Annotated in this window: 20 protein-coding genes; 16 read left to right on the forward strand and 4 right to left on the reverse strand. The window is 70.4% G+C overall.

Annotation, left to right across the window (positions count from 1 at the left end):
- From rpsN to ACU6RU_RS13850, 5 genes are all read left to right on the forward strand, one after another.
- The gene (gene rpsN, locus ACU6RU_RS13830; protein WP_023953697.1) at positions 1–306 is read left to right on the forward strand and encodes a 30S ribosomal protein S14; all 306 of its coding nucleotides are present in this window, start codon (positions 1–3) and stop codon (positions 304–306) included.
- Positions 307–681: 375 nt separating this feature from the next.
- The gene (locus ACU6RU_RS13835) at positions 682–804 is read left to right on the forward strand and encodes a hypothetical protein (protein WP_259455303.1); all 123 of its coding nucleotides are present in this window, start codon (positions 682–684) and stop codon (positions 802–804) included.
- A 2-nt stretch (positions 805–806) separates the two neighbouring features.
- Positions 807–1,967 carry an alpha/beta hydrolase gene (locus tag ACU6RU_RS13840; RefSeq protein WP_446726825.1) on the forward strand — a complete coding sequence of 387 codons (1,161 nt, stop codon included), beginning with the start codon at positions 807–809 and terminating at the stop codon, positions 1,965–1,967.
- Between the two features lie 233 nt (positions 1,968–2,200).
- On the forward strand, positions 2,201–2,488 hold the full coding sequence (locus ACU6RU_RS13845) for an HU family DNA-binding protein (protein ID WP_036304753.1): 288 nt from the start codon (positions 2,201–2,203) through the stop codon (positions 2,486–2,488).
- Positions 2,489–2,652: 164 nt separating this feature from the next.
- Positions 2,653–4,629: a cytochrome c oxidase assembly protein gene (locus ACU6RU_RS13850; protein ID WP_446726826.1), complete on the forward strand. Its 1,977-nt coding sequence runs from the start codon at positions 2,653–2,655 to the stop codon at positions 4,627–4,629.
- 22 nt (positions 4,630–4,651) lie between these two features.
- On the opposite strand, the gene ACU6RU_RS13855 is transcribed toward ACU6RU_RS13850, so the two are convergent.
- Both ACU6RU_RS13855 and ACU6RU_RS13860 read right to left on the reverse strand, forming a co-directional pair.
- Positions 4,652–5,164, reverse strand: a complete 513-nt coding sequence (locus ACU6RU_RS13855) for a hypothetical protein (protein ID WP_446726827.1) — start codon at positions 5,162–5,164, stop codon at positions 4,652–4,654.
- Positions 5,165–5,167: 3 nt separating this feature from the next.
- Positions 5,168–5,788: a hypothetical protein gene (locus tag ACU6RU_RS13860; RefSeq protein ID WP_446726828.1), complete on the reverse strand. Its 621-nt coding sequence runs from the start codon at positions 5,786–5,788 to the stop codon at positions 5,168–5,170.
- A gap of 42 nt (positions 5,789–5,830) precedes the next feature.
- Here ACU6RU_RS13860 and ACU6RU_RS13865 point away from each other — a divergent pair, with 42 nt between their 5' ends.
- Complete coding sequence (locus ACU6RU_RS13865) at positions 5,831–7,210, forward strand: ATP-dependent DNA helicase (RefSeq protein WP_120264070.1); 1,380 nt, start codon at positions 5,831–5,833, stop codon at positions 7,208–7,210.
- Between the two features lie 24 nt (positions 7,211–7,234).
- Here the strand turns inward: ACU6RU_RS13865 and ACU6RU_RS13870 are convergent, their stop codons facing one another.
- Both ACU6RU_RS13870 and ACU6RU_RS13875 read right to left on the reverse strand, forming a co-directional pair.
- On the reverse strand, positions 7,235–7,900 hold the full coding sequence (locus ACU6RU_RS13870; RefSeq protein WP_120264071.1) for a biliverdin-producing heme oxygenase: 666 nt from the start codon (positions 7,898–7,900) through the stop codon (positions 7,235–7,237).
- Between the two features lie 71 nt (positions 7,901–7,971).
- Positions 7,972–8,280, reverse strand: a complete 309-nt coding sequence (locus ACU6RU_RS13875; RefSeq protein ID WP_120264072.1) for a DUF2470 domain-containing protein — start codon at positions 8,278–8,280, stop codon at positions 7,972–7,974.
- Between the two features lie 78 nt (positions 8,281–8,358).
- Here ACU6RU_RS13875 and ACU6RU_RS13880 point away from each other — a divergent pair, with 78 nt between their 5' ends.
- The 10 genes from ACU6RU_RS13880 to ACU6RU_RS13925 all read left to right on the forward strand — a co-directional run bounded on the left by ACU6RU_RS13880 (position 8,359) and on the right by ACU6RU_RS13925 (position 21,748).
- Positions 8,359–9,606 (forward strand): serine hydrolase domain-containing protein, encoded by a 1,248-nt coding sequence (locus ACU6RU_RS13880; RefSeq protein WP_120264073.1) that lies wholly within the window; start codon positions 8,359–8,361, stop codon positions 9,604–9,606.
- A 322-nt stretch (positions 9,607–9,928) separates the two neighbouring features.
- Positions 9,929–11,620, forward strand: coding sequence for an ABC transporter substrate-binding protein (locus tag ACU6RU_RS13885; protein WP_446726829.1), 1,692 nt, complete (start codon positions 9,929–9,931; stop codon positions 11,618–11,620).
- A 1-nt stretch (position 11,621) separates the two neighbouring features.
- Positions 11,622–12,596 carry an ABC transporter permease gene (locus ACU6RU_RS13890; RefSeq protein WP_120264075.1) on the forward strand — a complete coding sequence of 325 codons (975 nt, stop codon included), beginning with the start codon at positions 11,622–11,624 and terminating at the stop codon, positions 12,594–12,596.
- Positions 12,593–13,591, forward strand: coding sequence for an ABC transporter permease (locus tag ACU6RU_RS13895; protein ID WP_289330399.1), 999 nt, complete (start codon positions 12,593–12,595; stop codon positions 13,589–13,591). Before ACU6RU_RS13890 ends, ACU6RU_RS13895 begins: the two co-directional genes overlap by 4 nt.
- A gap of 17 nt (positions 13,592–13,608) precedes the next feature.
- On the forward strand, positions 13,609–14,472 hold the full coding sequence (locus ACU6RU_RS13900) for an ABC transporter ATP-binding protein (RefSeq protein ID WP_446726830.1): 864 nt from the start codon (positions 13,609–13,611) through the stop codon (positions 14,470–14,472).
- Positions 14,469–15,350 carry an ATP-binding cassette domain-containing protein gene (locus ACU6RU_RS13905; RefSeq protein WP_446726831.1) on the forward strand — a complete coding sequence of 294 codons (882 nt, stop codon included), beginning with the start codon at positions 14,469–14,471 and terminating at the stop codon, positions 15,348–15,350. The genes ACU6RU_RS13900 and ACU6RU_RS13905 overlap by 4 nt, the downstream gene beginning before the upstream one ends.
- Complete coding sequence (locus tag ACU6RU_RS13910) at positions 15,347–16,636, forward strand: alpha/beta fold hydrolase (RefSeq protein WP_446726832.1); 1,290 nt, start codon at positions 15,347–15,349, stop codon at positions 16,634–16,636. The genes ACU6RU_RS13905 and ACU6RU_RS13910 overlap by 4 nt, the downstream gene beginning before the upstream one ends.
- Positions 16,633–18,075, forward strand: a complete 1,443-nt coding sequence (locus ACU6RU_RS13915) for an aminopeptidase P family protein (protein WP_446726833.1) — start codon at positions 16,633–16,635, stop codon at positions 18,073–18,075. Before ACU6RU_RS13910 ends, ACU6RU_RS13915 begins: the two co-directional genes overlap by 4 nt.
- Positions 18,072–20,849 carry a beta-L-arabinofuranosidase domain-containing protein gene (locus tag ACU6RU_RS13920; RefSeq protein ID WP_446726834.1) on the forward strand — a complete coding sequence of 926 codons (2,778 nt, stop codon included), beginning with the start codon at positions 18,072–18,074 and terminating at the stop codon, positions 20,847–20,849. The genes ACU6RU_RS13915 and ACU6RU_RS13920 overlap by 4 nt, the downstream gene beginning before the upstream one ends.
- Positions 20,846–21,748 (forward strand): dihydrodipicolinate synthase family protein, encoded by a 903-nt coding sequence (locus tag ACU6RU_RS13925; RefSeq protein ID WP_446726835.1) that lies wholly within the window; start codon positions 20,846–20,848, stop codon positions 21,746–21,748. Before ACU6RU_RS13920 ends, ACU6RU_RS13925 begins: the two co-directional genes overlap by 4 nt.
- Positions 21,749–21,777: the final 29 nt, after the last annotated feature.

Raw genomic sequence — 21,777 nt, forward strand, 5'->3', positions numbered from 1 at the left:
ATGGCTAAGAAGAGCAAGATCGCGCGCAACAACCAGCGTGAAGAGGTCGTCGCCCGCTACGCCGAGAAGCGTGCCGAGCTGAAGAAGACCCTCGTCGACCCGAACGCGACCGACGAGGCCCGCGAGGCCGCCCGCGTCGGTCTGCAGAAGCTGCCGCGCAACGCGTCGCCGGTTCGCGTCCGCAAGCGCGACGCCATCGACGGTCGCCCCCGTGGCCACCTCTCGAAGTTCGGCATCTCGCGCGTCCGCTTCCGCGACATGGCGCACAAGGGCGAGCTGCCCGGTGTGACCAAGTCGAGCTGGTAAGCCGCCTGCATCACAGCACCGAAGCCCCCGTCCCGATTCCTCGGGCCGGGGGCTTCGTCGTTTCCGCGCTCGGCCCCGGCTGGCGAGCGGGATCGCCCGGCTCGATCGTGCCGTCCACAGGCTCAGCCCCGCGCAGGCGCTCCGCTGCAGCGGATGGACCCCGCTGAGCCTGTGTTCGGCACACCGCCCGGCGTCGGTTCGCTCGGCCGTCCGGGCGTTGGCTCGGCGCGCAGGGCGTTGGACCAACCCGGGTTGACCGTGCCGTCGACAGGCCAGGCCGGCGAGAGCTGCTGGCCGAACCCCCGAGTCGGCCCTGAGCCTGTGTTCGGGACGGGTCGTCGCGACTGCGACTGCGACTACGGTCGGAGGATGGACATGAGCTCGATGATCATGGGCGGCGCGATCGCGTCGGTGATGTGGATCGTCTTCGTGCCGTGGTCGAAGCTCCGGCGGCTGCGCGAACTCGACGAGCGCGCCGAGCGCCCGGACGGAGACTGACCGTGCCGTTGGATCCCTTCTTCGCCGAACGGCTGCGCACCCACCGCCGCTATCTCCTGCGGCAGGCATGGCGATCGGTCACATCAGCGGTGGCAGAGCGGATGCCGCGACCGCGTCGATCTCCCGCCGCCGACGGGGTGCCGGGCACGGCCCCCGCCGCGACGGCCACCCCCGCGAGGGCCACCCCCGCGCCGGCCGCCTCCGCAGCGATTCCCGTGCCCGCCCCGGCCCCGGCCCCCGCCCCGGCGAAGTCCGGCGCCAAGCGCCCCCTCACCCCGCGCGAGCGTCACCGCAGGGCCGCGCTCGCCTGGGACCGCCAGGAGCTCCGCACGGTGGGCGCGCCCGGCCCCGCGATCGAGGCGTCCGAGCACATCGTGCCGGTCGCCGGCTACCCCGACGTGCGCGTCCGGGTCTACCGCCCCACCGCCCTCGTCGAGGGCGAGGCCGCGCCCGCGTGCCTCGTGTTCGGCGGCGGAGCCTTCCGCATCGGCGGCATCGACTACCCGACGGCGGATGCCGCGTGCCGACGCCGTGCCGAGGCATCCGGTGTCGTGCTGATCGCGGTCGATTACTCGCTCGCGCCCGAGCATCGCTATCCGACTCAGATCGAGCAGGCGTACGCCGCGTGGGAGTGGGTGCACGACCAGGCGGCGGTCCTCGGGATCGATCCCGACCGGATCGGGATCTCGGGGGCGTCGGCGGGCGGCAACATCGCCGCCGTCCTGACGCTGATGAACCGCGACCGCGCGCGGCTGCCTGTCGCCGTCCAGATCCTCGAGGTGCCCGTGACCGACCTCACGGGGCGCTTCATCGACCTGCGTGCGACGTACGCCCTCGGCATCCCGGCTTTCATCGCTCTGCGTGAGCTCGTTTCGGTCGCCCGCACCTATCTCGGCGATCGAGCGCGGGCGCACGAGTCGTACGCATCGCCGATGCGCGCCGATTCGCTCGCCGACCTACCGCCGGCGGTGATCCTGACCGCCGAGTACGACCCGCTGCGCGGAGACGGCGCGGCCTACGCCGCGAGGCTCCGCCGCGCCGGAGTAGAGGCCAGCGCAACCCGGTATCTCGGTGTCACGCACGACACCCCGATCTTCGTCGGGGCGCTTCCCGCGGCGCGCCGCTGGGAGGCCGAGGTCGTCGCGGCACTTCGCCGGATCTGACCGTCGCTGCAGCTGCCGCGACGCCGATCAGACGTCACATTCGCCCCACACGCCCCGAAAACGGGCGACACGCCGGGTGAAAGCGCCCTTGGATGCCGGTAAATCCGCGAAATTCCGCGGAATCCGCGTATATTCGGGACCGGTCGAACGACCAACCGTGGGACGCGAGTCCCCCGGGAACCACCCACGCTGTCGGCGGCGCGTCCGTCGTCCGCCGTCTGGAGGACAACCCTATGGCTGACAAGTCCATCACCAAGACCGAGCTCGTCGCGAGCATCGCCAGCGCCACCGGTCAGAGCCAGGCCGCCGTCTCGGGCGTGCTCGACTCGCTCTTCACGACCGTCTCCGAGGCCGTCGCCAAGGGCAGCAAGGTCTCGATCCCGGGCTGGATCGCCTTCGAGCAGGTCGACACCGCCGCTCGCACCGGCCGCAACCCGCAGACCGGCGAAGAGATCAAGATCGCCGCGGGCAAGCGCGTCAAGGTGACCGCCGGCTCGAAGCTGAAGGCCGCCGTCAAGTAATCGACGACGATTCACCGGAGGGGGATGCCGCACGGCATCCCCCTCCGTCGTCCTCCCGCCCCGCGAGGTCCCAGTTGGGCCGGGAACCCGGTCCGCATACCCGGCCGAAGGGGGACCTCGCGGCTCCGACCTCCCGGGGCAGCCGACCGCCGTAGGCTTGTGGGGTGGAATCCCGAGCGCAGCGTCTCGCCGGACCGGCGATCCTCGCTGTGTCGGCTCTCATCGTCGTCCTCATCGGCCTCGCGGCCGGCGGCGGCGCGGCCCCGCTGCAGCTGCTCGACCCCGGACCCGTCGTGCGGTGGGGCCTGCCGATCATCAAGCTCGTGGTCAACCTCGCCGCGGCCGGCATGGTCGGATCCCTCGTCGTGGCCCTGTTCGCCCTGCGTGCGGGGGAGCGCCCGTTCGACACCGCCCTCGACACCGCGTCGATCTCGGCGGCGGTTTTCACCGTCGCCAGCGCGGGCACGGCGTTCTTCACCTTCCTCAACCTGCTGGGTGCCGCGCCCAGCGCAAGCGCCGAGTTCGGCCAGCAGCTCGGCCGGTTCCTCGTCGACACCGAGGCCGGGCGCGCCTGGCTGCTGACGACGATCGCCGGTGCCGTTCTGACGGTGCTGACGTTCGCCGTGCGCGGCTGGACCTCGACCCTGATCGTCGGCATCCTGGCTGCGGCATCCCTCATCCCGATGGCCACGCAGGGGCACTCCGGCGAGGAGGCGAACCACAACATCGCGGTCACCGCCCTCGCGCTGCACATCGTCGCCGCGGCCGTGTGGCTCGGCGGCCTGCTGCTGCTCGTGATCATCCGGCCCGTCGTCGACCGCGCCGACATGGTCGCCGTCGTGTCGCGGTACTCGAGCATCGCCCTCGTCGCGTTCATCGTGGTCGCGGTGTCGGGGACGGTCCGCGCCGCCGTCGCGATCCTCTCTCCCGTCAACCTGTTCTCGCCCTACGGGGCGCTGCTGCTCGTCAAGGTCGTCGCCCTCATCGCGATGGGGGTGCTCGGCGCCTCGTACCGCGGTCGCCTCATCGCGAAGCTGGCGTCTTCGGGCGCCGCACGGGTGTTCTGGCTGCTCGTCACCGTCGAGATCGTCTTCATGGGCATCGCGAGCGGTGCCGCCGCGGCTCTCGCCCGCACGCCTCCGCCCGTCGATACGACCCTTCCCGAGCAGCAGACCCCGGCCCAGATCCTGACCGGCACCGTGCTGCCGCCGGAGTTGACGATCGAGCGCTGGTTCACGACCTGGGACGTCGACCTGCTCTGGGTGTTCGCCGTCGGGTTCGGCCTGTTCTTCTACCTCGCCGGCGTGCGGCGGCTGCGCAAGCGCGGCGACAGGTGGCCGATCTATCGCACGGCGCTGTGGGTGTTCGGTCTGCTCCTGCTGCTCTGGGTCACCAGCGGACCCATCAACGCCTACCAGGACTACCTGTTCAGCCTGCACATGGTCGGGCACATGCTGCTGTCGATGGCGATCCCGCTGTGTCTCGTCGCCGGGGCGCCCGTGACCCTCGCGGCCCGCGCGATCCGCAAACGCGACGACGGGTCGCGGGGCGGCCGCGAGTGGATCCTGTGGGCCGTCCACACGCCCTTCTCGAGAGTCGTGACGCACCCGGCTTTCGCGTCGATCATGTTCATCGGGTCGCTGTGGGTCTTCTACTACACCGACCTCTTCCGCTGGTCGCTGTACGACCACATCGGGCACGAGTGGATGGTCGTCCACTTCCTCATCTCGGGCTACCTGTTCGTGCTGTCACTGATCGGCATCGACCCGGTGCCCTACCGTCTGCCGTACCCGTTCCGTCTGCTCACGCTCATCGCGGTCATGGCGATGCACGCCTTCTTCGGCATCGCGATCATGATGTCGTCGGGCATGTTCGCCGCGGAGTGGTTCGGATCGATGGGCCGAACATGGGGTCCGACGCCGCTCGAGGACCAGTACATCGGCGGCGGCGTGGCCTGGTCGGTCGGTGAGATCCCCACCTTGATCCTCGCGGTCACGGTGGCGATCCAGTGGAGCCGTTCGGACGACCGGATGCAGCGTCGCCGCGACCGCCAGGTCGATCGTGCGGGCGACTCCGAGCTCGACGAGTACAACGAACGTCTCGCCGAGCTGGCCCGCCGGGACGCCGCGCGCAGCAGGTGACCTCGGCGCCGACCGCGTCGCGTCAGCCCTGGTCGGCCGACACCTGGATGGATGCCGTACCGTCGGGGAGGATCGTGATCGATCCGGTCAGGAAGAACTCGACGTCCTCCGACACCTCGTTGAGGCGTCCGTCGTAGATCGAGCGGATATCGACGTCGATGTGGGCGACGGCGCGGGTGCTCGGGATAGCCCACTGCGCCCCGTCCGGCACGACCTCGATCTCGGGGTTCTGTGCGATCGACCACTGCGGCACGCCTTCGACGCGGTTGCGCACGAAGTACCCGAACGGGCATCCGGTGGGCTGCAGCACCTGCTGGGTCGCGCACGACGCGAGGAACTCGTCGACGCGGTCCTGCACGACGTCGACGAACTCCTGGGTCGGCTCCGTCTGCAGATCGACGGGCACCGCCTTCTGCGGGGCGTCGGAGAGCACGGCCACCCCCGGCGTCCGCGCCGTCGGGGTGTCGACCGAGATCGAGTAGGCGCCAGGAGAGAAGACGAGCATCGAGACGGGGACGAGCGGGTCGGCGTTCACACCCTAGGGGGCGACCTGCCGGGTGTCGAGCTCGAAGCCGTTGACCGAGAACCGGGTGGCACCGCGCACGGTCAGGTCGATCGCCGAGAGCGGACTGTGGGCGAAGCGCCAGGCGGGGGCGACCCCGATCCAGCCGTCCTGCTCGACGTCGAACTGCGTGCGGCCGCGGTGTCCGTTCGCGAGGTAGGTCACCGTGATCTCGGTGACGTCGCCGCGCACACGCTCGCCGATGACCGAGACATCCGACAGCGGTGCGAGGGCCGCGCGGCGCAGAAGCACCTCGGATGTCGTCGACGGCAGTTCCGCCGCGGCGAGCTCGGCGGAGTCCATCGCAACGCCGGGCAGGCGAAGCGCGTCGGCGGCGCTGCCGCTGCTCAGCAGCGAGAGGTAGCGCTCGACGAAGGCGGCGGGGCTGTAGAGGGTGCGGTACACCGCGACTCCGCCGACGCCGAGCGCGCCGAGCGCGAGCACCGACAGCAGCCCGATCGCCGTGAGGTCGAAGGCGAGCCGGCGACCGCTGCGCGCGCCACGTCGACCGCCCCGGCCGGGGCGACGGGTGCTCGAGGGCGCGCTCGACGCATCGTCGCCGATCGCGGCGTCCGGAGTCGTCTGCGCCTCGTGCACAGCACAAGTCTAGGAAGGCTCACCTGTGGCTACCATGAATCGGTGACCTTGCCTCCTCTCTCCGCTGAGCAGGAGGCACTGTTCCGCCGCATCGAGTCGACCCGCGACCACGTCTTCGTCACCGGTCGGGCCGGTACCGGCAAGTCGACTCTGCTGCAGCACCTGGCGTGGAACACCGACAAGCAGATCGCCATCTGCGCGCCGACCGGAGTCGCCGCCCTCAACGTCGAGGGGCAGACGATCCACTCGCTGTTCCGCCTGCCGATCGGTCTGGTCGCCGACAGCGAACTCGAGCAGTCCGAGCCGACGCGCCGCATCCTCAATGCGATCGACACGCTCGTCATCGACGAGATCTCGATGGTCAACGCCGACGTGATGGATGCGATCGACCGGTCGCTGCGGCAGGCGCGTCGGAGGCGTTCGGAGGCGTTCGGCGGCGTGCAGATCGTCATGTTCGGCGACCCGTATCAGCTCTCGCCGGTGCCGCCGCGCGGTGATGAGCTCAAGTACATCCGCGATCACTACCGCTCGTTCTGGTTCTTCGACGCGCAGGTGTGGGCGGGGCCGAAGGCGGATGCCGGTGCGATCCGCTCGGACGGGCTGCTCGATCTCGGACGGGTGGGGGCCCCGCTGCACATCGCCGAGCTCGGCGAGATCCACCGTCAAGCAGACCCGGGGTTCAAGGAGATGCTCAACGCCGTCCGCTACGGCGTCGTCACGGCCGACATCGCGGCGGCCCTCAACGCCGCGGGCGCCCGCACGCCGCCCCCTCCCACCGGCGATGAGCCGCCCGTGATCACGCTCGCGACCCGCAACGACGCCGTCAACCGCATCAATCAGCGTCATCTCGATGCGCTCACCGGACCGGTGCAGACGGCGAAGGCCGACGTGAGCGGCGACTTCGGGCGGGGCGAGACGTCCTATCCGGCCGACCCCGAGCTGCAGCTCAAGGTCGGCGCTCAGGTGATGTTCCTCCGCAACGACGTCGCCGGCTACGCCGGTGACGGCCCGCGCTGGGTCAACGGCTCGATCGGAACCGTCACCCGCATCGCGGGGTCGTCGGTGCGTGTCGAACTCGACGGCGAGGAGCACGATGTCGAGCCGGCGGTCTGGGAGCGGTTCCGCTACGCCTACGACCCGGGCTCGCGCAAGCTGACCCGCGAGATCGTCGCGGAGTTCACGCAGTTCCCGCTGCGGCTGGCGTGGGCGGTGACGATCCACAAGTCGCAGGGCAAGACGTACGACCGGGCGGTCGTCGACCTCGGGTCGGGCGCCTTCGCGCCCGGACAGACCTACGTCGCTCTCTCGCGCCTGACCTCGCTCGAGGGCCTCTATCTGTCGCGGCCGCTCCGGCCCAGCGACATCCTGGTCGACCACGACGTGCGCCGTTTCATGGCCGCCGTCCGCGCCGCCGGCATGTGACCGGAGGCCGGCCGCGTGACGCGGTCAGGCGACGACGGATGCCGCGCGCGCGGCCTTCGCCGCGGCGAGATCGGTGAACAGGTCGGTGTTGAACTGGTAGGCGACGAGCACCTCGTCGATCACCCGCTGCTGCTCGGCCTCGTCCCAGGGGGCGGCGTCGAGCTGCTCCCGGTAGCGCTCCTTGAATGCGGCCGGGTCGGCGATGTCACCGAAGATGTAGAACCCGATGCCGTTCGTCTCGAACCCGAACTGGCGCGCCATGAGCTTGCCGATGAACAGGCCGCCCGAGAGGTCGCCGAGGTACCGGGTGTAGTGGTGCGCGACGAACCCGCCGGCCCAGGTCGCCCCGACCTCGTTGATGCGGGCGACGTAGCGCTCCGTCGTCGGCAGGGGGGTGATCCGCTCGCGCCAGTCGGAGCCGATCAGGAAGTCGAGGTCGGCCTCGAGTGCGGGCAACCGGGTGAGCTTGTCGCTGATGAAGGTCGCGGCGATCGGGTCGGCGGCCATGCGCGAGGCTGCGGTTTCGAGCGCCGCGTAGATGAACCAGTGCTGCGCGACCAGCGCGACGTAGTCGTCACGCGTGCCCTTGCCCCGCATGAGGTCGGACATGAACCCGGCGCCTTCGCTGCCGGAGTGCGCGGAGCTGGAGCGCTCACGGAGAGCGGTCGAGAACGGGATCGGTTCGAGCATGGCCCGACGATAGCACTTAGGTACAGCTAACCTGAAGGTTTTTTCGCGACCTCTTAACGAATCCGTAACGCTCAGTCGTGCGGGCGGGGCTCGACGCCGAGCCGCTCGCATGCGGCGTCGTAGAGCGCGACGATCTCGCGACGGACCTCGCGGCGCTCGGTGATGGGGCCGCCGGGCCAGGCAACGCGGAGGTCGCGGATGCCGCCGTCCGCGCGCGTCGCCTGCCAATCGCCGCCGTCGCCGTCGAAGTGCGTCATCGTCGCCGACGCGGCATCCGGTTCGCCGAACGCGCGCGCGATGAGCAGGTTGTCGTCGCGGTGGTCGTCGTTCATGTGACCGAGCACGCCGGAGATGGCGTCGGCGTCGAAAGCGTGTGTCATGCGTCCACCCTAGGTTCGCGGTATCCACAGGAGCGGTGTGATTCACTGGAGGCATACATCTCGGGGGGTGGCTCAGGAATGCGTGCGACTCGACGCCGTCGGAGCGCGGGGATCGCCGTTGCGGTCGCTCTCGCACTCGGTCTATCGGCGTGCGCGCCCGCGAACATCGACACCGTCGCAGCGCCCCCGCAGGTCGAGGGCGACCTCGGCGGCGACACGCAGGCGCAGCTCGTCGCGGCGGTCGAACGCGCGATGGCGATGACCGGGTCGGCGGGCGCGATCGCCGGCGTATGGGTGCCCTGGTCGGGCGAGTGGGTACAGGGCTTCGGCACGAATCCCGACGGAACCGAGGTCAGCGCCGACGACTCCTTCAAGGCGGGGCCGGTCACTCGAGCGATGACGTGCGACGTGTTGTACGGCATGGCCGCAGACGGCACCGTCGAGCTCGACGACCCCGTGACGGAGTGGATCGTCGGGTTCCCCGCGACCCCCGTGGTCACGCTCGAGCAGCTGTGCGACAGCACGTCCGGGCTCGGGTCGTACCAGCCGCAGCTTCAGGGCCGGTGGGAGGCCAACCCGGCGCGCCCGTGGGCGCCGCACGAGCTTCTCGCCTATGGCTTGGCGGCCTCGGGGCCGACGGGCGGGACGTCTTTCGTGAACTCCGATGCCGGATATGTCCTCCTCGGCATGGCTCTCGAACGGGCCGCCAACAGCACTGCTGCCGAGCTCTTCCAGCGCTACGTCTTCGAGCCGCTCGGCATGCGGACATCGTCGCTGCCCTCCCGCACCGCCGATGTGGGCCTGCATGGCACGCAATCCGTGCTGACGCCCGAGGGCGCGGCCGATTGCGCGACGGCGGCCGACCTCACCGCGCTGTCGCCGACGGCGGGGTTCACGTCGTCGGGTGTCGTGACGACGGCCGGCGACCTCGGCCGTTACGCCCGTGCGCTCGCCACGGGGCTGCGTCCCTTCGATGACGAGCAGCGATTCGGTGCTCCGATCCCGGTGGCCGAGGGCGTGCCGACCTGGTACACCGTCGACGGCGGCGCCTACCAGGCGGGAACCCTGATCGGCCAGTACGGATCGATCCCCGGGTATCAGACCGTGGCCTTCGCCGACCGCGAGACGGGTCTCACCGTCGTCGCCGTGCTGAACAACTCCCGCGCCTCCGCTGAGGCGATCCGGGTGCTCGGGTGGCAGCTGGCTGCGATCGCCTCGAAGGCTCCCGCCGCCTCGGGCGAGACCGCCCCGCCCTCGGGCCTGCCCTGGACGGCGGAGCAGCTGGACGGCGATCTCGCGTCGGTCGCGATCTGCCCGCTTCCCTGACCTCGCTCGCTCGCTCGCTCGCTCGCTCGCTCGCGCGGCCTCGACGAACGTCGGAGGATGTCGCCGACATCGGAGCGATGACGCGAAGGCATCCGATGTAGCCGTCATTCTCCGAGTCTCGCGCGCCGAGGCCGCCGCTCGCTGTGTTTCGCGGATGTGAAGAATCGGCCGCGTCGCGTGACGATCGTGTCACAGGGCCTGCACGGCACCGCTCCACTCGGTAGAACGGATGCAGCGTGATCGTGCAATTGCACATTGCACCGTGATGTTGTTTTATGGACAGCACTCGACGCAATGGAGCAGAGAAAGGGAAGGTCCACCGATGACCACCACCAGGAGATTCGCCGGCATCCTCGCCGCCGGAACGGCCATGGCACTCGCCCTCACGGCGTGCGCCGGCGGCGGCTCGCCGCAGCAGACCGGCAGCGACGGCACACCCCAGGCCGGCGGAACCGTTCACATGCTCCAGAACGCCGACTTCTCGTACCTCGACCCCGCCCGCGGGTGGGACGGCGGCGTGAACGCGTTCTACCGGCTGCTCTACCGCGGGCTCACCATGCAGGCGGCCGGCGACTCCGCCGACCCCAACGCGATCGTGCCCGACCTCGCGACGGGTCTCGGCGAGGTCTCCGATGACGGACTCACTTGGACCTACACGCTCAAAGACGACCTCTTCTTCGACAACGGCGACCCCATCACCTCCGCCGAGATGGAGTTCGGCATCTCCCGCGCGTGGGATCCGCAGATCGGCATCGGCTCGCCCTACCTCAAGTCCGTCATCGACGCGCCCGCCGACTACCAGGGCCCGTACGTCTCGGGCGACCTCCCCACGATCGAGACCCCCGACGAGAAGACGATCGTCTTCCACCTCAAGGCACCCTTCCCCGAGTTCGACAACGTCCTCGCCCAGCCCAACGCGGTCCCCTTCCCGATCGGATCCGGCGGCGGTGACGAGTTCATCAACGACGTCATCGCGTCGGGGCCGTACACGCTCGACGCCTACACCCCCGGCAGCACCATCAAGCTCGTGCGCAACGAGCACTGGGAGCCCGAGACCGACGACGTGCGCAAGGCCTACCCCGATCAGTGGCAGTTCGACATCGGCATCGACGGCGCGACGATCGATGAGCGCATGATCGCCGGTCAGGGCGCCGACCAGAACGCGATCGCGGGAAAGATCGCGGGGGCCACGCTGCCCCGGATCCAGACACCGCAGCTGCAGGAGCGTGCCATCACGGCCCCCGCCTACTGCACGACCTACATGTCGCTGAACACGTCGAAGCCGCCGTTCGACGACGTGCGCGTGCGTCAGGCCGTCAACTGGGCGCTCGACCGTGCCAGCATCCAGAACGCCTCCGGCGGCAACCAGCTGGCGGATGTCGCCACGACGATCATCCCGCCGGCCGTCAGCGGACACCTCGACTACGACCTCTACCCGTCCGACGGCAACACCGGCGATGTCGACGAGGCTCAGGCGCTGCTCGCGGATGCCGGACTCGGCGACGGGTTCGAGTTCACCCTCGACATCCGATCGAACCCCGTCGCCCAGGCGCAGGCCGAAGCCGTGCAGCAGGGTCTCGAGCGCATCGGGGCCGACGTGAAGCTCAACGTCATCGACACCTCGATCTACTACGAGACCATCGCCACCCCGTCGCAGCAGAACAACGCCGCGATCACCGGCTGGTGCCCCGACTGGGCCTCGAGCGCGAGCACCTTCATCCCGCCGCTGTTCGACGGTGCTGCCATCACCGAGAAGGGCAACCAGAACCTCGCCCAGCTCGACGACCCCGCCGTCAACGAGCGGATCGCCGAGATCCGCGCGATGACCGACGTCGACGCGGCCAACGAGGCATGGGGTGAGCTCGACAAGCAGATCATGGAACTCGCGCCGATCGCGCCGATGGTCTTCGAGAACGGCATCTTCCTGCCGGGGTCGAACATCGCCGGCTACATCCCCAACACCAACATGACCGACCTCACGATCGTCGGTCTGAAGGACCCCTCGAAGGGCTGACATGACCTTCAGCTCGGCCCCCCTCGAGGTCGAGGCCACGCCGGGCGGTGATTCCACTCTCGACGAGACAGTGGAATCCCGTCCGGCGTCCGGCCGGAAACTCCTCAGAGGCTTCCTCGCCGATGTGCCCGCGATGCTGTCGCTGGCCTACATCGTGCTCGTGCTGCTCATGGCGGTGTTCGCGCCGCTCATCGTGCAGATCAGCGGCTGGTCGCCGTACCAGTTCGACCAGAGCGCCATCGACCCGAACATGGGTGCGATCCCGATCGGTCCGCTCGGCGGCATCAGCGCCGAGCACTGGTTCGGCGTCGAGCCCGGCAACGGACGCGACATCTTCGCCCGCATCGTCTACGGCGCCCAGGTGTCGATGACCGTCGCCCTCTCGGCGACGCTGCTGACCACCGTGCTCGGTGTCGTGCTCGGGATGCTCGCGGGCTACCTCGGCGGCTGGATCGACACGGTCATCTCGCGGGTCATGGAGTTCCTCATGGCTTTCCCCGCCCTCATCTTCATGATCGCGATCCTGTCGGCGCTGCCGGCGGACAACCGCGTGCTGCTGCTGGTCGTCGTGATCTCGTTGTTCGGCTGGCCCTACCTCGCGCGCATCGTGCGGTCGCAGACGCTCTCGCTGAAGGAGCGGGAGTTCGTCGAGTCCGCCCGCGCATCGGGGGCCTCGAGCGTGCAGATCATCTTCCGCGAGATCCTGCCGAACCTCTCATCGACCATCATCGTGATGGCGACACTCGCCGTTCCCGGCTACGTCGGCACCGAGGCGGGACTGTCGTTCCTGGGTGTCGGCGTCGTGCCTCCCACCCCCAGCTGGGGCCAGATGATCGCTTCCGCGGCCCCCTGGTACGCGGTCGACCCGATGTACTTCCTCATCCCGGGCGCCTTCCTGTTCCTGCTCGTGCTGTCGTTCACGACCCTCGGCGACCGCATCCGCGCGCTCGTCGGCAGCGCGGAGGTGCGCGCGTGACCCGTTTCGTCCTCTCGCGCGCGACCGGCATGGTCGTCGTGCTGTTCCTCGTGACGCTGTTCACGTTCGTGATCTTCTTCGTGCTCTCGCCCGATCCTGCGGTGCAGATCTGCGGCAAGAACTGCACGCCCGAGCGCATCGACCAGATCCGCGCGAACCTCGGCCTCGATCAGCCCTTCCTCACGCAGTTCTTCACGTACCTGTCGGGTCTGTTCGCCGGCCGCGAGTACGAGATCGCGGGGGCGACCGTCGTGTGCGGCGCCCCGTGCCTCGGCTACTCCTTCCAGACGGGGCAGCTCGTCGGAGACATGATCGTGCAGCGCCTGCCGATCTCGGCGACGATCGCGATCGGTGCCGCGGTGCTCTGGCTCGTGGGCGGTGTCGTCGGCGGTGTCCTCAGCGCGGTGCGGGAGGGGCGGTTCACCGATCGGTTCATCGCCGGGCTGACGCTCGGGTCGATGTCGATCCCGAACTACGTGCTCGCCCTCGCGCTGCAGTTCGTCCTCGTCGTCTCGCTCGCGTGGCTGCCGTTCCCGCAGGCCGTGCCCTTCGCCGACGACCCGGTGCAGTGGTTCCTGAACTTCCTCATGCCGTGGATCGTCCTGGCGGTCGGGTACGCCGCCGTCTACACGCGCCTGACGCGGGCGAACGTCATCGACACCCTGCAGGAGAACTTCGTGCGCACCGCGCACGCGAAGGGCTTGCGGCCGAGCCTGGTGTGGCGTCGCCACGCGCTGCGTCCGGCGCTGACCCCGATCGTGACGATCTTCGGCATGGATGTCGCGGGCCTCCTGGGAGGCGCCGTGATCACCGAGACCGTGTTCGGCATCAACGGGGTGGGAAAGCTCACCGCCGACTCGATCTCGTCGAACGACCAGCCGGTCATCATGGCGGTGACGCTGCTGTCGGCCTTCTTCGTCATCGTCGGAAACCTCGTCGTCGACCTGCTCTACGCGGCGATCGACCCGCGCGTGCGGACGGCGGCGAAAGCATGAGCGGCGAAAGGATGCCGATGACGGACGACCTCCTGCGGGTCGACGACCTGACCGTGCAGTTCCGCACCGCCGGCGGCGCCGTCCGCGTCGTCGACGGCCTGAGCTTCTCGGTGCCGCGAGGCGGTGCCCTCGGCATCGTCGGCGAGTCGGGGTCGGGCAAGTCGATGACGAGCCTCGCGATCATGGGGCTGCTGCCCAAGGGCGGCACGGCCACCGGCACGGTCGACTTCGACGGCCGCGATCTGCTCACCCTTCCCGCACGGGAGATGCGTCAGGTCCGCGGCGATCGCATCGCGATGATCTTCCAGGACCCCCTGTCGTCGCTCAACCCGTACTACACCGTCGGCACGCAGATCGCCGAGGCGTATCGGTCGCACCGGTCGGGCGTCTCGCGCCGCGAGGCGCGACGGGTCGCGATCGAGGCGATGGAGCGGGTGCACATCCGGGATGCCGCGAAGCGCGTCGACCACTACCCGCACCAGTTCTCGGGCGGGATGCGGCAGCGCATCATGATCGCGATGGCGCTGAGCATGGAGCCCGAGCTCATCATCGCCGACGAGCCGACCACGGCCCTCGACGTCACGGTGCAGGCGCAGATCCTCGATCTGCTGGCCGAGATCCGCCGCGACACCGGCGCGGGGCTCATCCTCATCACGCACGATCTCGCGGTCGTGAGCGAAGTGACCGAGCAGATCGTCGTCATGCGAGCCGGTCGCATGATCGAGCGGGGCAGCGTCGAAGGGGTCTTCAGCGACCCCCAGGAGGAGTACACGCGGCGGCTGCTCGACGCGGTGCCCCGCATCGACGACGCGATCGGCGAGCTGCGCACGACCGACATCGCGATCGTGCCGGAGAGCGAGATCGAGGGGGAGACGGCATGACCGATCAGACCGCACCGCTGTGTCGTGCGACGGGCCTCGTGAAGGAGTTCGCGAGCCCGGGGGCGACCATGTTCTCGCGCAGCAGTCGGTTCCGCGCCGTCGACGGCGTCGACCTCGACATCCGGCGGGGTGAGACCCTCGCCCTCGTGGGCGAGTCGGGGTCGGGCAAGTCGACCGCCGCACGACTGATCGCGCGCCTCATGGACACCACGGCGGGGACGATCGAGTTCGAGGGACGGGATGTCACCCGGTTGCAGGGGCGCGACCTCCTCGCATTCCGCAGCGACGTGCAGGTGATCTTCCAGGACCCGTACTCGTCGCTCAATCCGAAGCACACCGTCGAGCGACTCGTGACGGCCCCCCTGCGGTATCAGAACCGGAAGATCCCCGGGGGAGCGCGCGCGTTCACCCGTTCGCTCATGGAGCGGGTCGGGCTCAACCCCGATCACTCCGACCGTTACCCGGCGCAGTTCTCGGGAGGTCAGGCGCAGCGCATCGGGATCGCCCGGGCGCTCGCCGTCGGCCCGAAGATGGTCATCTGCGACGAGGCGGTGTCGGCTCTGGACGTCTCGGTGCAGGCGCAGGTCATCAATCTGCTGACCGCCCTGCAACGCGACGAGGGCTTCGCCTACCTGTTCATCGCGCACGACCTCGCCGTCGTCCGGCAGATCGCCACGCGCATCGCCGTGATGAGCCGCGGCTCCATCGTGGAGACGGGCGAGCGCGACCGCGTCTTCGAGAGCCCTCAGCACGAGTACACCCGCACGCTGCTCGCGGCGGTGCCCCGCATCAACCCCGAGTGGGACCGCCGACGGCGCGCCGCCGAGAAGGCTCGCCGGGCCCGCGCGGCCGCTGATCCCCAGACGGAGGCGTCATGACGAACGAGTACCACCTGCCCGGCATCCGCGTCGCGGAGCGTCGCATCGGGGTTCCCCTGGACTGGAGCGCCGGAACGGCGGCCGCGGGAACGATCGAGCTCCTCGTGCGCGAGCTCGTCGATCCCGACCGGGCGCGCGACGAGCTGCCGCTGCTCGCGTTCCTGCAGGGCGGCCCCGGCGGGGCGAACCCCCGGCCGCTGCGCCGCGACGGGTGGATCGACGAGGCGCTGCGCGACTATCGCGTGGTGCTCGTCGACCAGCGCGGCACCGGGGGCAGCACGCCTCTCGAGGGGGTCGATGTGGCGGGTCTCGACGCCGCCGCCGGCGCGGACCTCCTGGCCCTCCACCGGGCCGACTCCATCGTCCGCGATCTCGAGCACGTGCGCGAGACGCTGTACGGGGGCCGGCGATGGGCCACGCTCGGGCAGAGCTACGGCGGCTTCCTGACGCTCACCTACCTGTCGATGGCGCCCGAGGCGCTGACAGCCTGTTATGTCTGCGGCGGCATCCCCGGCACCCCACCGCGGGCCGCCGAGGTCTACGCCCGCACCTTCGACCGCGTCGCGGCGAAGACCGCGGAGATGTACCGGCGGTTCCCCGCCGACGTCGAGGCGATCGCGCGCATCGCCGACCGGCTCGCCGAGGGCGACGTCGCGCTTCCGGACGGCGACGTGCTGACCGTCCGCCGGTTCCAGTCTCTCGGGATCGACCTCGGGATGAAGCCCGGCCACGAGCGCCTGCACTGGCTCGTCGAGAAGGCGTTCGCCCGCCCGGGGCGGCTGTCGGAGGCGTTCCTGGCCGACGTGCAGTCGCTCAGCTCGAGCGCCGGCAACCCGCTGTTCTGGACTCTGCAGGAATCGATCTACGGCGATCCCGCCAGCGGACCGACGGCATGGGCGGCGCAGACCGAGCGCGACCGTCGTCCCGTCTTCGACGAGAGCCGCCGTCCCCTGATGTTCACGGGCGAGATGGCCTTCCCCTGGATGTTCGACGAGGTGCGCCTGCTGCGCGGCTTCCGCGACGCCGTCCACGCGCTCGCCGAACGCGCCGACTGGACGCCGCTCTACGACCTCGACCGGCTCGCCGCGAACGACGTCCCGCTGGCCGCCGCGGTGTACTTCGACGACATGTACGTCGACGCGGGGCTGCAGCTCGAGACGCTCGCGCGCGTCGGCAACGCGCAGTCGTGGGTGACGAACGAGTTCGAGCACGACGGCATCGGCTCGGGTCGCACCTTCACGCGACTGCGCGAGCTGGTCCGAGACCGCGGAGGAGAGAAGCGATGACCGCTCCAGACACCACCCGTCCGCCCTATGCCGGCACGCGATACCCGCGCCTGGCGCAGGTGCCGGCGTTCACCGAGTTCGTCTCGCGCGACTGGGCGGACGTCCCCACCCGGCCGCAGCTGCCCGCGGGCGCCGCAGCCGCGGCATCCGCTCATCGCGATCGCCTCAGCGCCGCGCTTCCCGGTCAGGTGATCGTCGCGGCTGCCGGGCACGCTCCCGTCCGCAACGATGACGCGCACTACGGCTTCCGCGCCGACAGCGGGTTCGTCTGGCTGACGGCGTGCCAGGTCGAGGGCGCCGTCATCGTCCTGTGGCCCGCGAGCGGAGGGCACGACGCCGTCCTGTACCTGCCCCCGCCGTTCCGCCCGGGCGACGCCGGCTTCTTCTCGGATGCCAACCACGGCGAGCTCTGGGTCGGCCCGTCGGCGGGTCTGCCGGAGTGGGCCGATGCGTTGGGAATGACCGTCGAGCCGCTCGCCGCGCTCGAACGGCGTCACCCCGAGCTGCGAGGCGCCGCCGCCGCACGCTCCGCGGCAGCGCTCGCCGCCGAGGTGGGCGCGGAGGTGTCGCCCGAGGTGGAACGCGCGCTCGCGCGCCTGCGCATGGTGAAGGACGCCTGGGAGATCGGGCAGCTCCGCGAGGCCGTCGACGCCACGGTCGCCGGGTTCGGCGCGGTCGTGGCCGAGGTGCCGCGAGCCATCGCCGACGGCCTCGGCGAACGGTGGCTGCAGGGGACGTTCGACCGGCACGCGCGCACCTACGGCAACGGACCCGGCTATTCCACGATCGTCGGGTCGGGCGCCCACGCGCCGATCCTGCACTGGGTGCGGTGCGACGGCGACATCGTTCCGGATGCGGCGCTCCTGCTCGACATGGGAGTCGAGGCGCGTTCGCTCTACACCGCCGACGTCACCCGCACGGTTCCCGCCAGCGGCACGTTCTCACAGGCTCAGCGCGACGTGCACGACCTCGTCGAGAGGGCTCACCGCGCCGGCCTCGATCGCATCCGGCCCGGTGTCGAGTACCTCGACTTCCACTTCGCGGCGATGGAGGTCGTCGCCCGGGGGCTGCACGATTGGGGGCTGCTGCCGGTCTCGGTCGACGAGGCGCTGTCGCCCGAGGGGCAGCAGCATCGGCGATACCTCGCGTGCGGCATCGGCCACCACCTCGGGCTCGACGTGCACGACTGCAGCCAAGCGCACTACGAGGACTACATGGGCGCCGCGCTCGAGCCGGGCGTCGTCATGACCGTCGAACCGGGGCTCTACTTCCACGCCCACGACCTGACCCTCCCGCCCGAGCTGCGCGGCATCGGCGTGCGCCTCGAAGACGACGTGCTCGTCACCGACGCAGGGTCGGAAGTGCTGTCCGCGGCCCTGCCGATCTCGGCCGATGAGGTCGAGGCGTGGACGCGTGCACAGTGGACGGGCGAACGATGACGGAGACCGCACCCCGCGCGGTGCCGTTCCCGCCCGGTGCGGTGCGCCTCGGGCACGCGAGCGCGTTCGCCCCGGCACGCGACCGGATGCTGCATCTCGCCCGGGTCTACCCGATCGACCGGCTCCTCGCGGTCTTCCGCGCCGCCGCGGGGCTCGACACCCGCGGCGCCGAGCCGCCCGGCGCCTGGGAGGGCCTGGGGCATCCGGCCGAGGAGCCGTGGGGTGAGCACGACTACCCGGGGCGCGAGGTGGCGCAGACCGCGAACCTGCTGCGCGGGCATTACGCGGGTCATTTCCTGTCGATGCTCGCGCTGGCGGCCGCAGCGGAAGACGACGACGAGCTGCGCTCGCGGGTCGACGAGCTGGTGGGCGGCCTCGCGGAGGTGCAGCAGGCGCTCGCCGCGACCGGCCGATACTCGCACCCCGGTCTTCTCTTCGCGTCGGGAGAGTGGCAGTTCGCCCGCCTCGAGCACTTCGCCCCGTACGGCGAGATCTGGGCGCCCTACTACACGTGTCACAAGATCATGGCGGGTCTGCTCGACGCGTACGAGCTGGCCGGGAGCGACCGCGCCCTCGAGGTCGTCACGGGCATGGGGCACTGGATCTCGGCGCGGCTCGAGAAGCTCGATCACGAGCATCGTCAGCGCATGTGGTCGCTCTACATCGCGGGTGAGTTCGGCGGCATGAACGAGACGCTCGCGCGCCTCAGCGCCCTCGTCGACGAGCCGCGCTTCCTCGCTGCGGCGCGAGCATTCGATCAGGGCGATCTGCTCGATGCGGGTTCGTCGGGGCGCGACATCCTCGACGGGATGCACGCCAATCAGCACCTGCCCCAGCTCGTCGGCTACGTGCGCGAATACGAACTGACGGGCGAGCGCCGCTACCTCGCCGCCGCGATCGGGGTGTTCGACCAGATCGTCCCGGGGCGCATGTACGCGCACGGCGGCACGGGCGAGAACGAGCTGTGGGGCCCGCCGCGCACCGTCGCCGGCGACATCGGCCGGCGCAACGCCGAGACCTGCGCGGCCTACAACCTCGTCAAGCTCGCCGAGGCGCTGTTCGCCCACACGCTCGAGCCGCGGTTCCTCGACTACGCCGAGCGCGCGCGGCAGAACCAGATCCTCGGCTCGCGGCGCGCGACCGAATCCGACGACAGCCCCGAGGTGACGTACATGTTCCCGGTGCACCCCGGAGCACTGCCCGAGTACGACAACGTGGGCACGTGCTGCGGCGGGACCGGGCTCGAGAACCACGTCAGCCATCAGGCCGGGATCTTCTTCCGCGGCACCGACGCCGAGCCGGGCCTGTGGGTCGCCCGGTACACACCCGCTGAGCTCCGCTGGGACGACCAGGGGGTGCGGGTCGTCATCGACCAGGAGCACCCCTTCGCGCAACACGTGACTCTGCGGGTGCAGACGGTGGCCGCCCGTCCCGTGCGGCTGGCGCTGCGTCTGCGCATCCCGGCATGGGTCGCCGGCGTCCCCGGTGTCGCCGTCGACGGTCATCCTGTCGATCTCGACGCGGTGCCGGGCGGCTTCGTCACGGTCGACCGGACCTGGCGGGGCGACGAGCGCATCGAGCTGACGCTGCCTGCGGCGCTCCGTTCCGAGCCGACGATCGACGATCCGGGGCTGCGCAGCCTGAGGTACGGGCCGCACGTGCTCGTCGCTCGCGAAGCGTCGACGACGGCGATCGAGCGGCCGTGGGATGCGCGCCGGATGCCGCCGAACGCGATCCGCGCCGATGTCGACGACGTTCCCGGGGCGCTCGCCGCGGACGGCGCGGTGCTGATCGCGGGGCTTCGCCACGAACCGGTCTGGAACGGCTCGGACGAGCGGTACCACCTGTACACGCGTGCGGTCGATCGGACGGTCGGTTTCGCGGGCGTCGAGACGGGGGTGCCGGCGCGGCGCCGACCCGACGGCACGACGCTGATCGACGACCTGTGGGCCGAGCCGGCGCCGCAGCACGACGCCGCGCTGCTCGACCGCCTCGTCTCGACGTGCCGCACCGGCATGACGGATTCCCTCGTGAGCGCGTCGGAGGCTCGCACCGTCGTCGCTGCCGCGCTCGAGGCCGGCCTCGATGCGGGCGTCGACGCCGAGGGCGGGTCGACGGGGCGGCCGGACGCCGCGCGTCGGGCGCGGGAGTTCCTCGCCGCGACCGCCGCGGCGCCGGATGCCGTCATGCCGCCGACCGTCGACATCGCGGTCTCGCCCGCGCCGGCGGCCTCGGGCTGGTTCACCACCCCACCGACCGTCGAGGCGCGGGTGTCGGATGCCGCCGGGCGAGATCCCGGCCACGAGCTGCGCCTCGAGCTGCGTGTGGGCGACGGGCCGTGGCGGGCTGTCGACGGCCCCGTCGTCATCGAGCGCGAGGGAACGGTCCTCGTCGAGGCCCACGCGATCGACGCGGACGGGCGGTCGAGCATCGTCCGGCGCGAGCTCGCCATCGACACCGCCGCGCCGCGCAGCGAGGCGCGGGTGAAAGAGCTCGGCGCCGCCGTCGAGATCACCTTGCTCGCCACCGACGACGTGTCGGGGGTCGACGGCATCCGGTGGTCAGGGGAGGGGACCTTCTGGGCGACGTTCCAGGAGGCCTTCGTCCGTGCCCTCACCGATCGCGAGCAGGTGATCGAGTTCGCCGCGACCGACCGCGCCGGCAATGAGGAGACCCGTCACCGACTCACTCTTCCGCCCGCCCCGAAAATAGATACCATTGCAATTGCACTGACATCGGCGCCTGACATCGCCAGATCGGAGAACGACTCATGACCGACCGCAAGCCCTGGCACGGCGTCAACCTCGCGACCACCCTGCCCTTCCACGACGACCTGTCCGTCGACTACGACGCCTATGCCGAGCTCGTGCGCTTCACGACGCAGAACGGCGTGACGGGCATCATCCCCAACGGCTCCCTCGGCGAGTACCAGACCCTCACCGAGGATGAGCGCAAGCGCGTCTTCCTCACCGCGATCGAGGCGGCTCCCGATGCCGCTGTCATTCCGGGCGTCGGGGCCTACGGTGCTCTCGAGAGCGTCCGGTTCGCCGAGCACGCCGCCGAGAACGGCGCACCCGCCGTCATGCTGCTGCCCCCCAACGCCTACCGTGCGAGCGACGACGAGGTCGTCGACCACTACCGTCGGGTCGCAGCCGTGGGCCTGCCGATCCTCGCGTACAACAACCCGATCGACACGAAGGTCGACTTGCGTCCCGACCTGCTCGCCCGCCTGTTCGACGAGGGGCTCATCGTCTCGGTCAAGGAGTTCTCGGGCGACGTCCGCCACGCCTACGAGATCCGAGAGCTCGCTCCGGGCCTCGACATCTCGATCGGCTCGGACGACGTCGTGTTCGAGCTCGGACTCAACGGCGCGGTGGGCTGGGTGGCCGGCTACCCCAATGCGATCCCCGCCGCGACGGTCGAGCTCTACACGCTCTCGACCTCCGACGACCCGCAGGACTGGGTGCGGGCGCGCGAGATCTACCGCGACCTGCACCCGCTGCTGCGCTGGGACTCGAAGACCTGGTTCGTGCAGGCGATCAAGCTGTCGCAGCAGGTCGCCGGTGTGCTGACCAGCACGACGACGCGTCCGCCGCGACTCGCGCTGCCCGACGAGGCCGCCGCGCGTATCATCGCCGACACCGAGGCCGTGCTGAGCAAGGGCTACCGCTGACCCGCTGACACCCCGTCCCGCTGACAGCA

The organism is Microbacterium sp. F1-18, assembly GCF_052921305.1.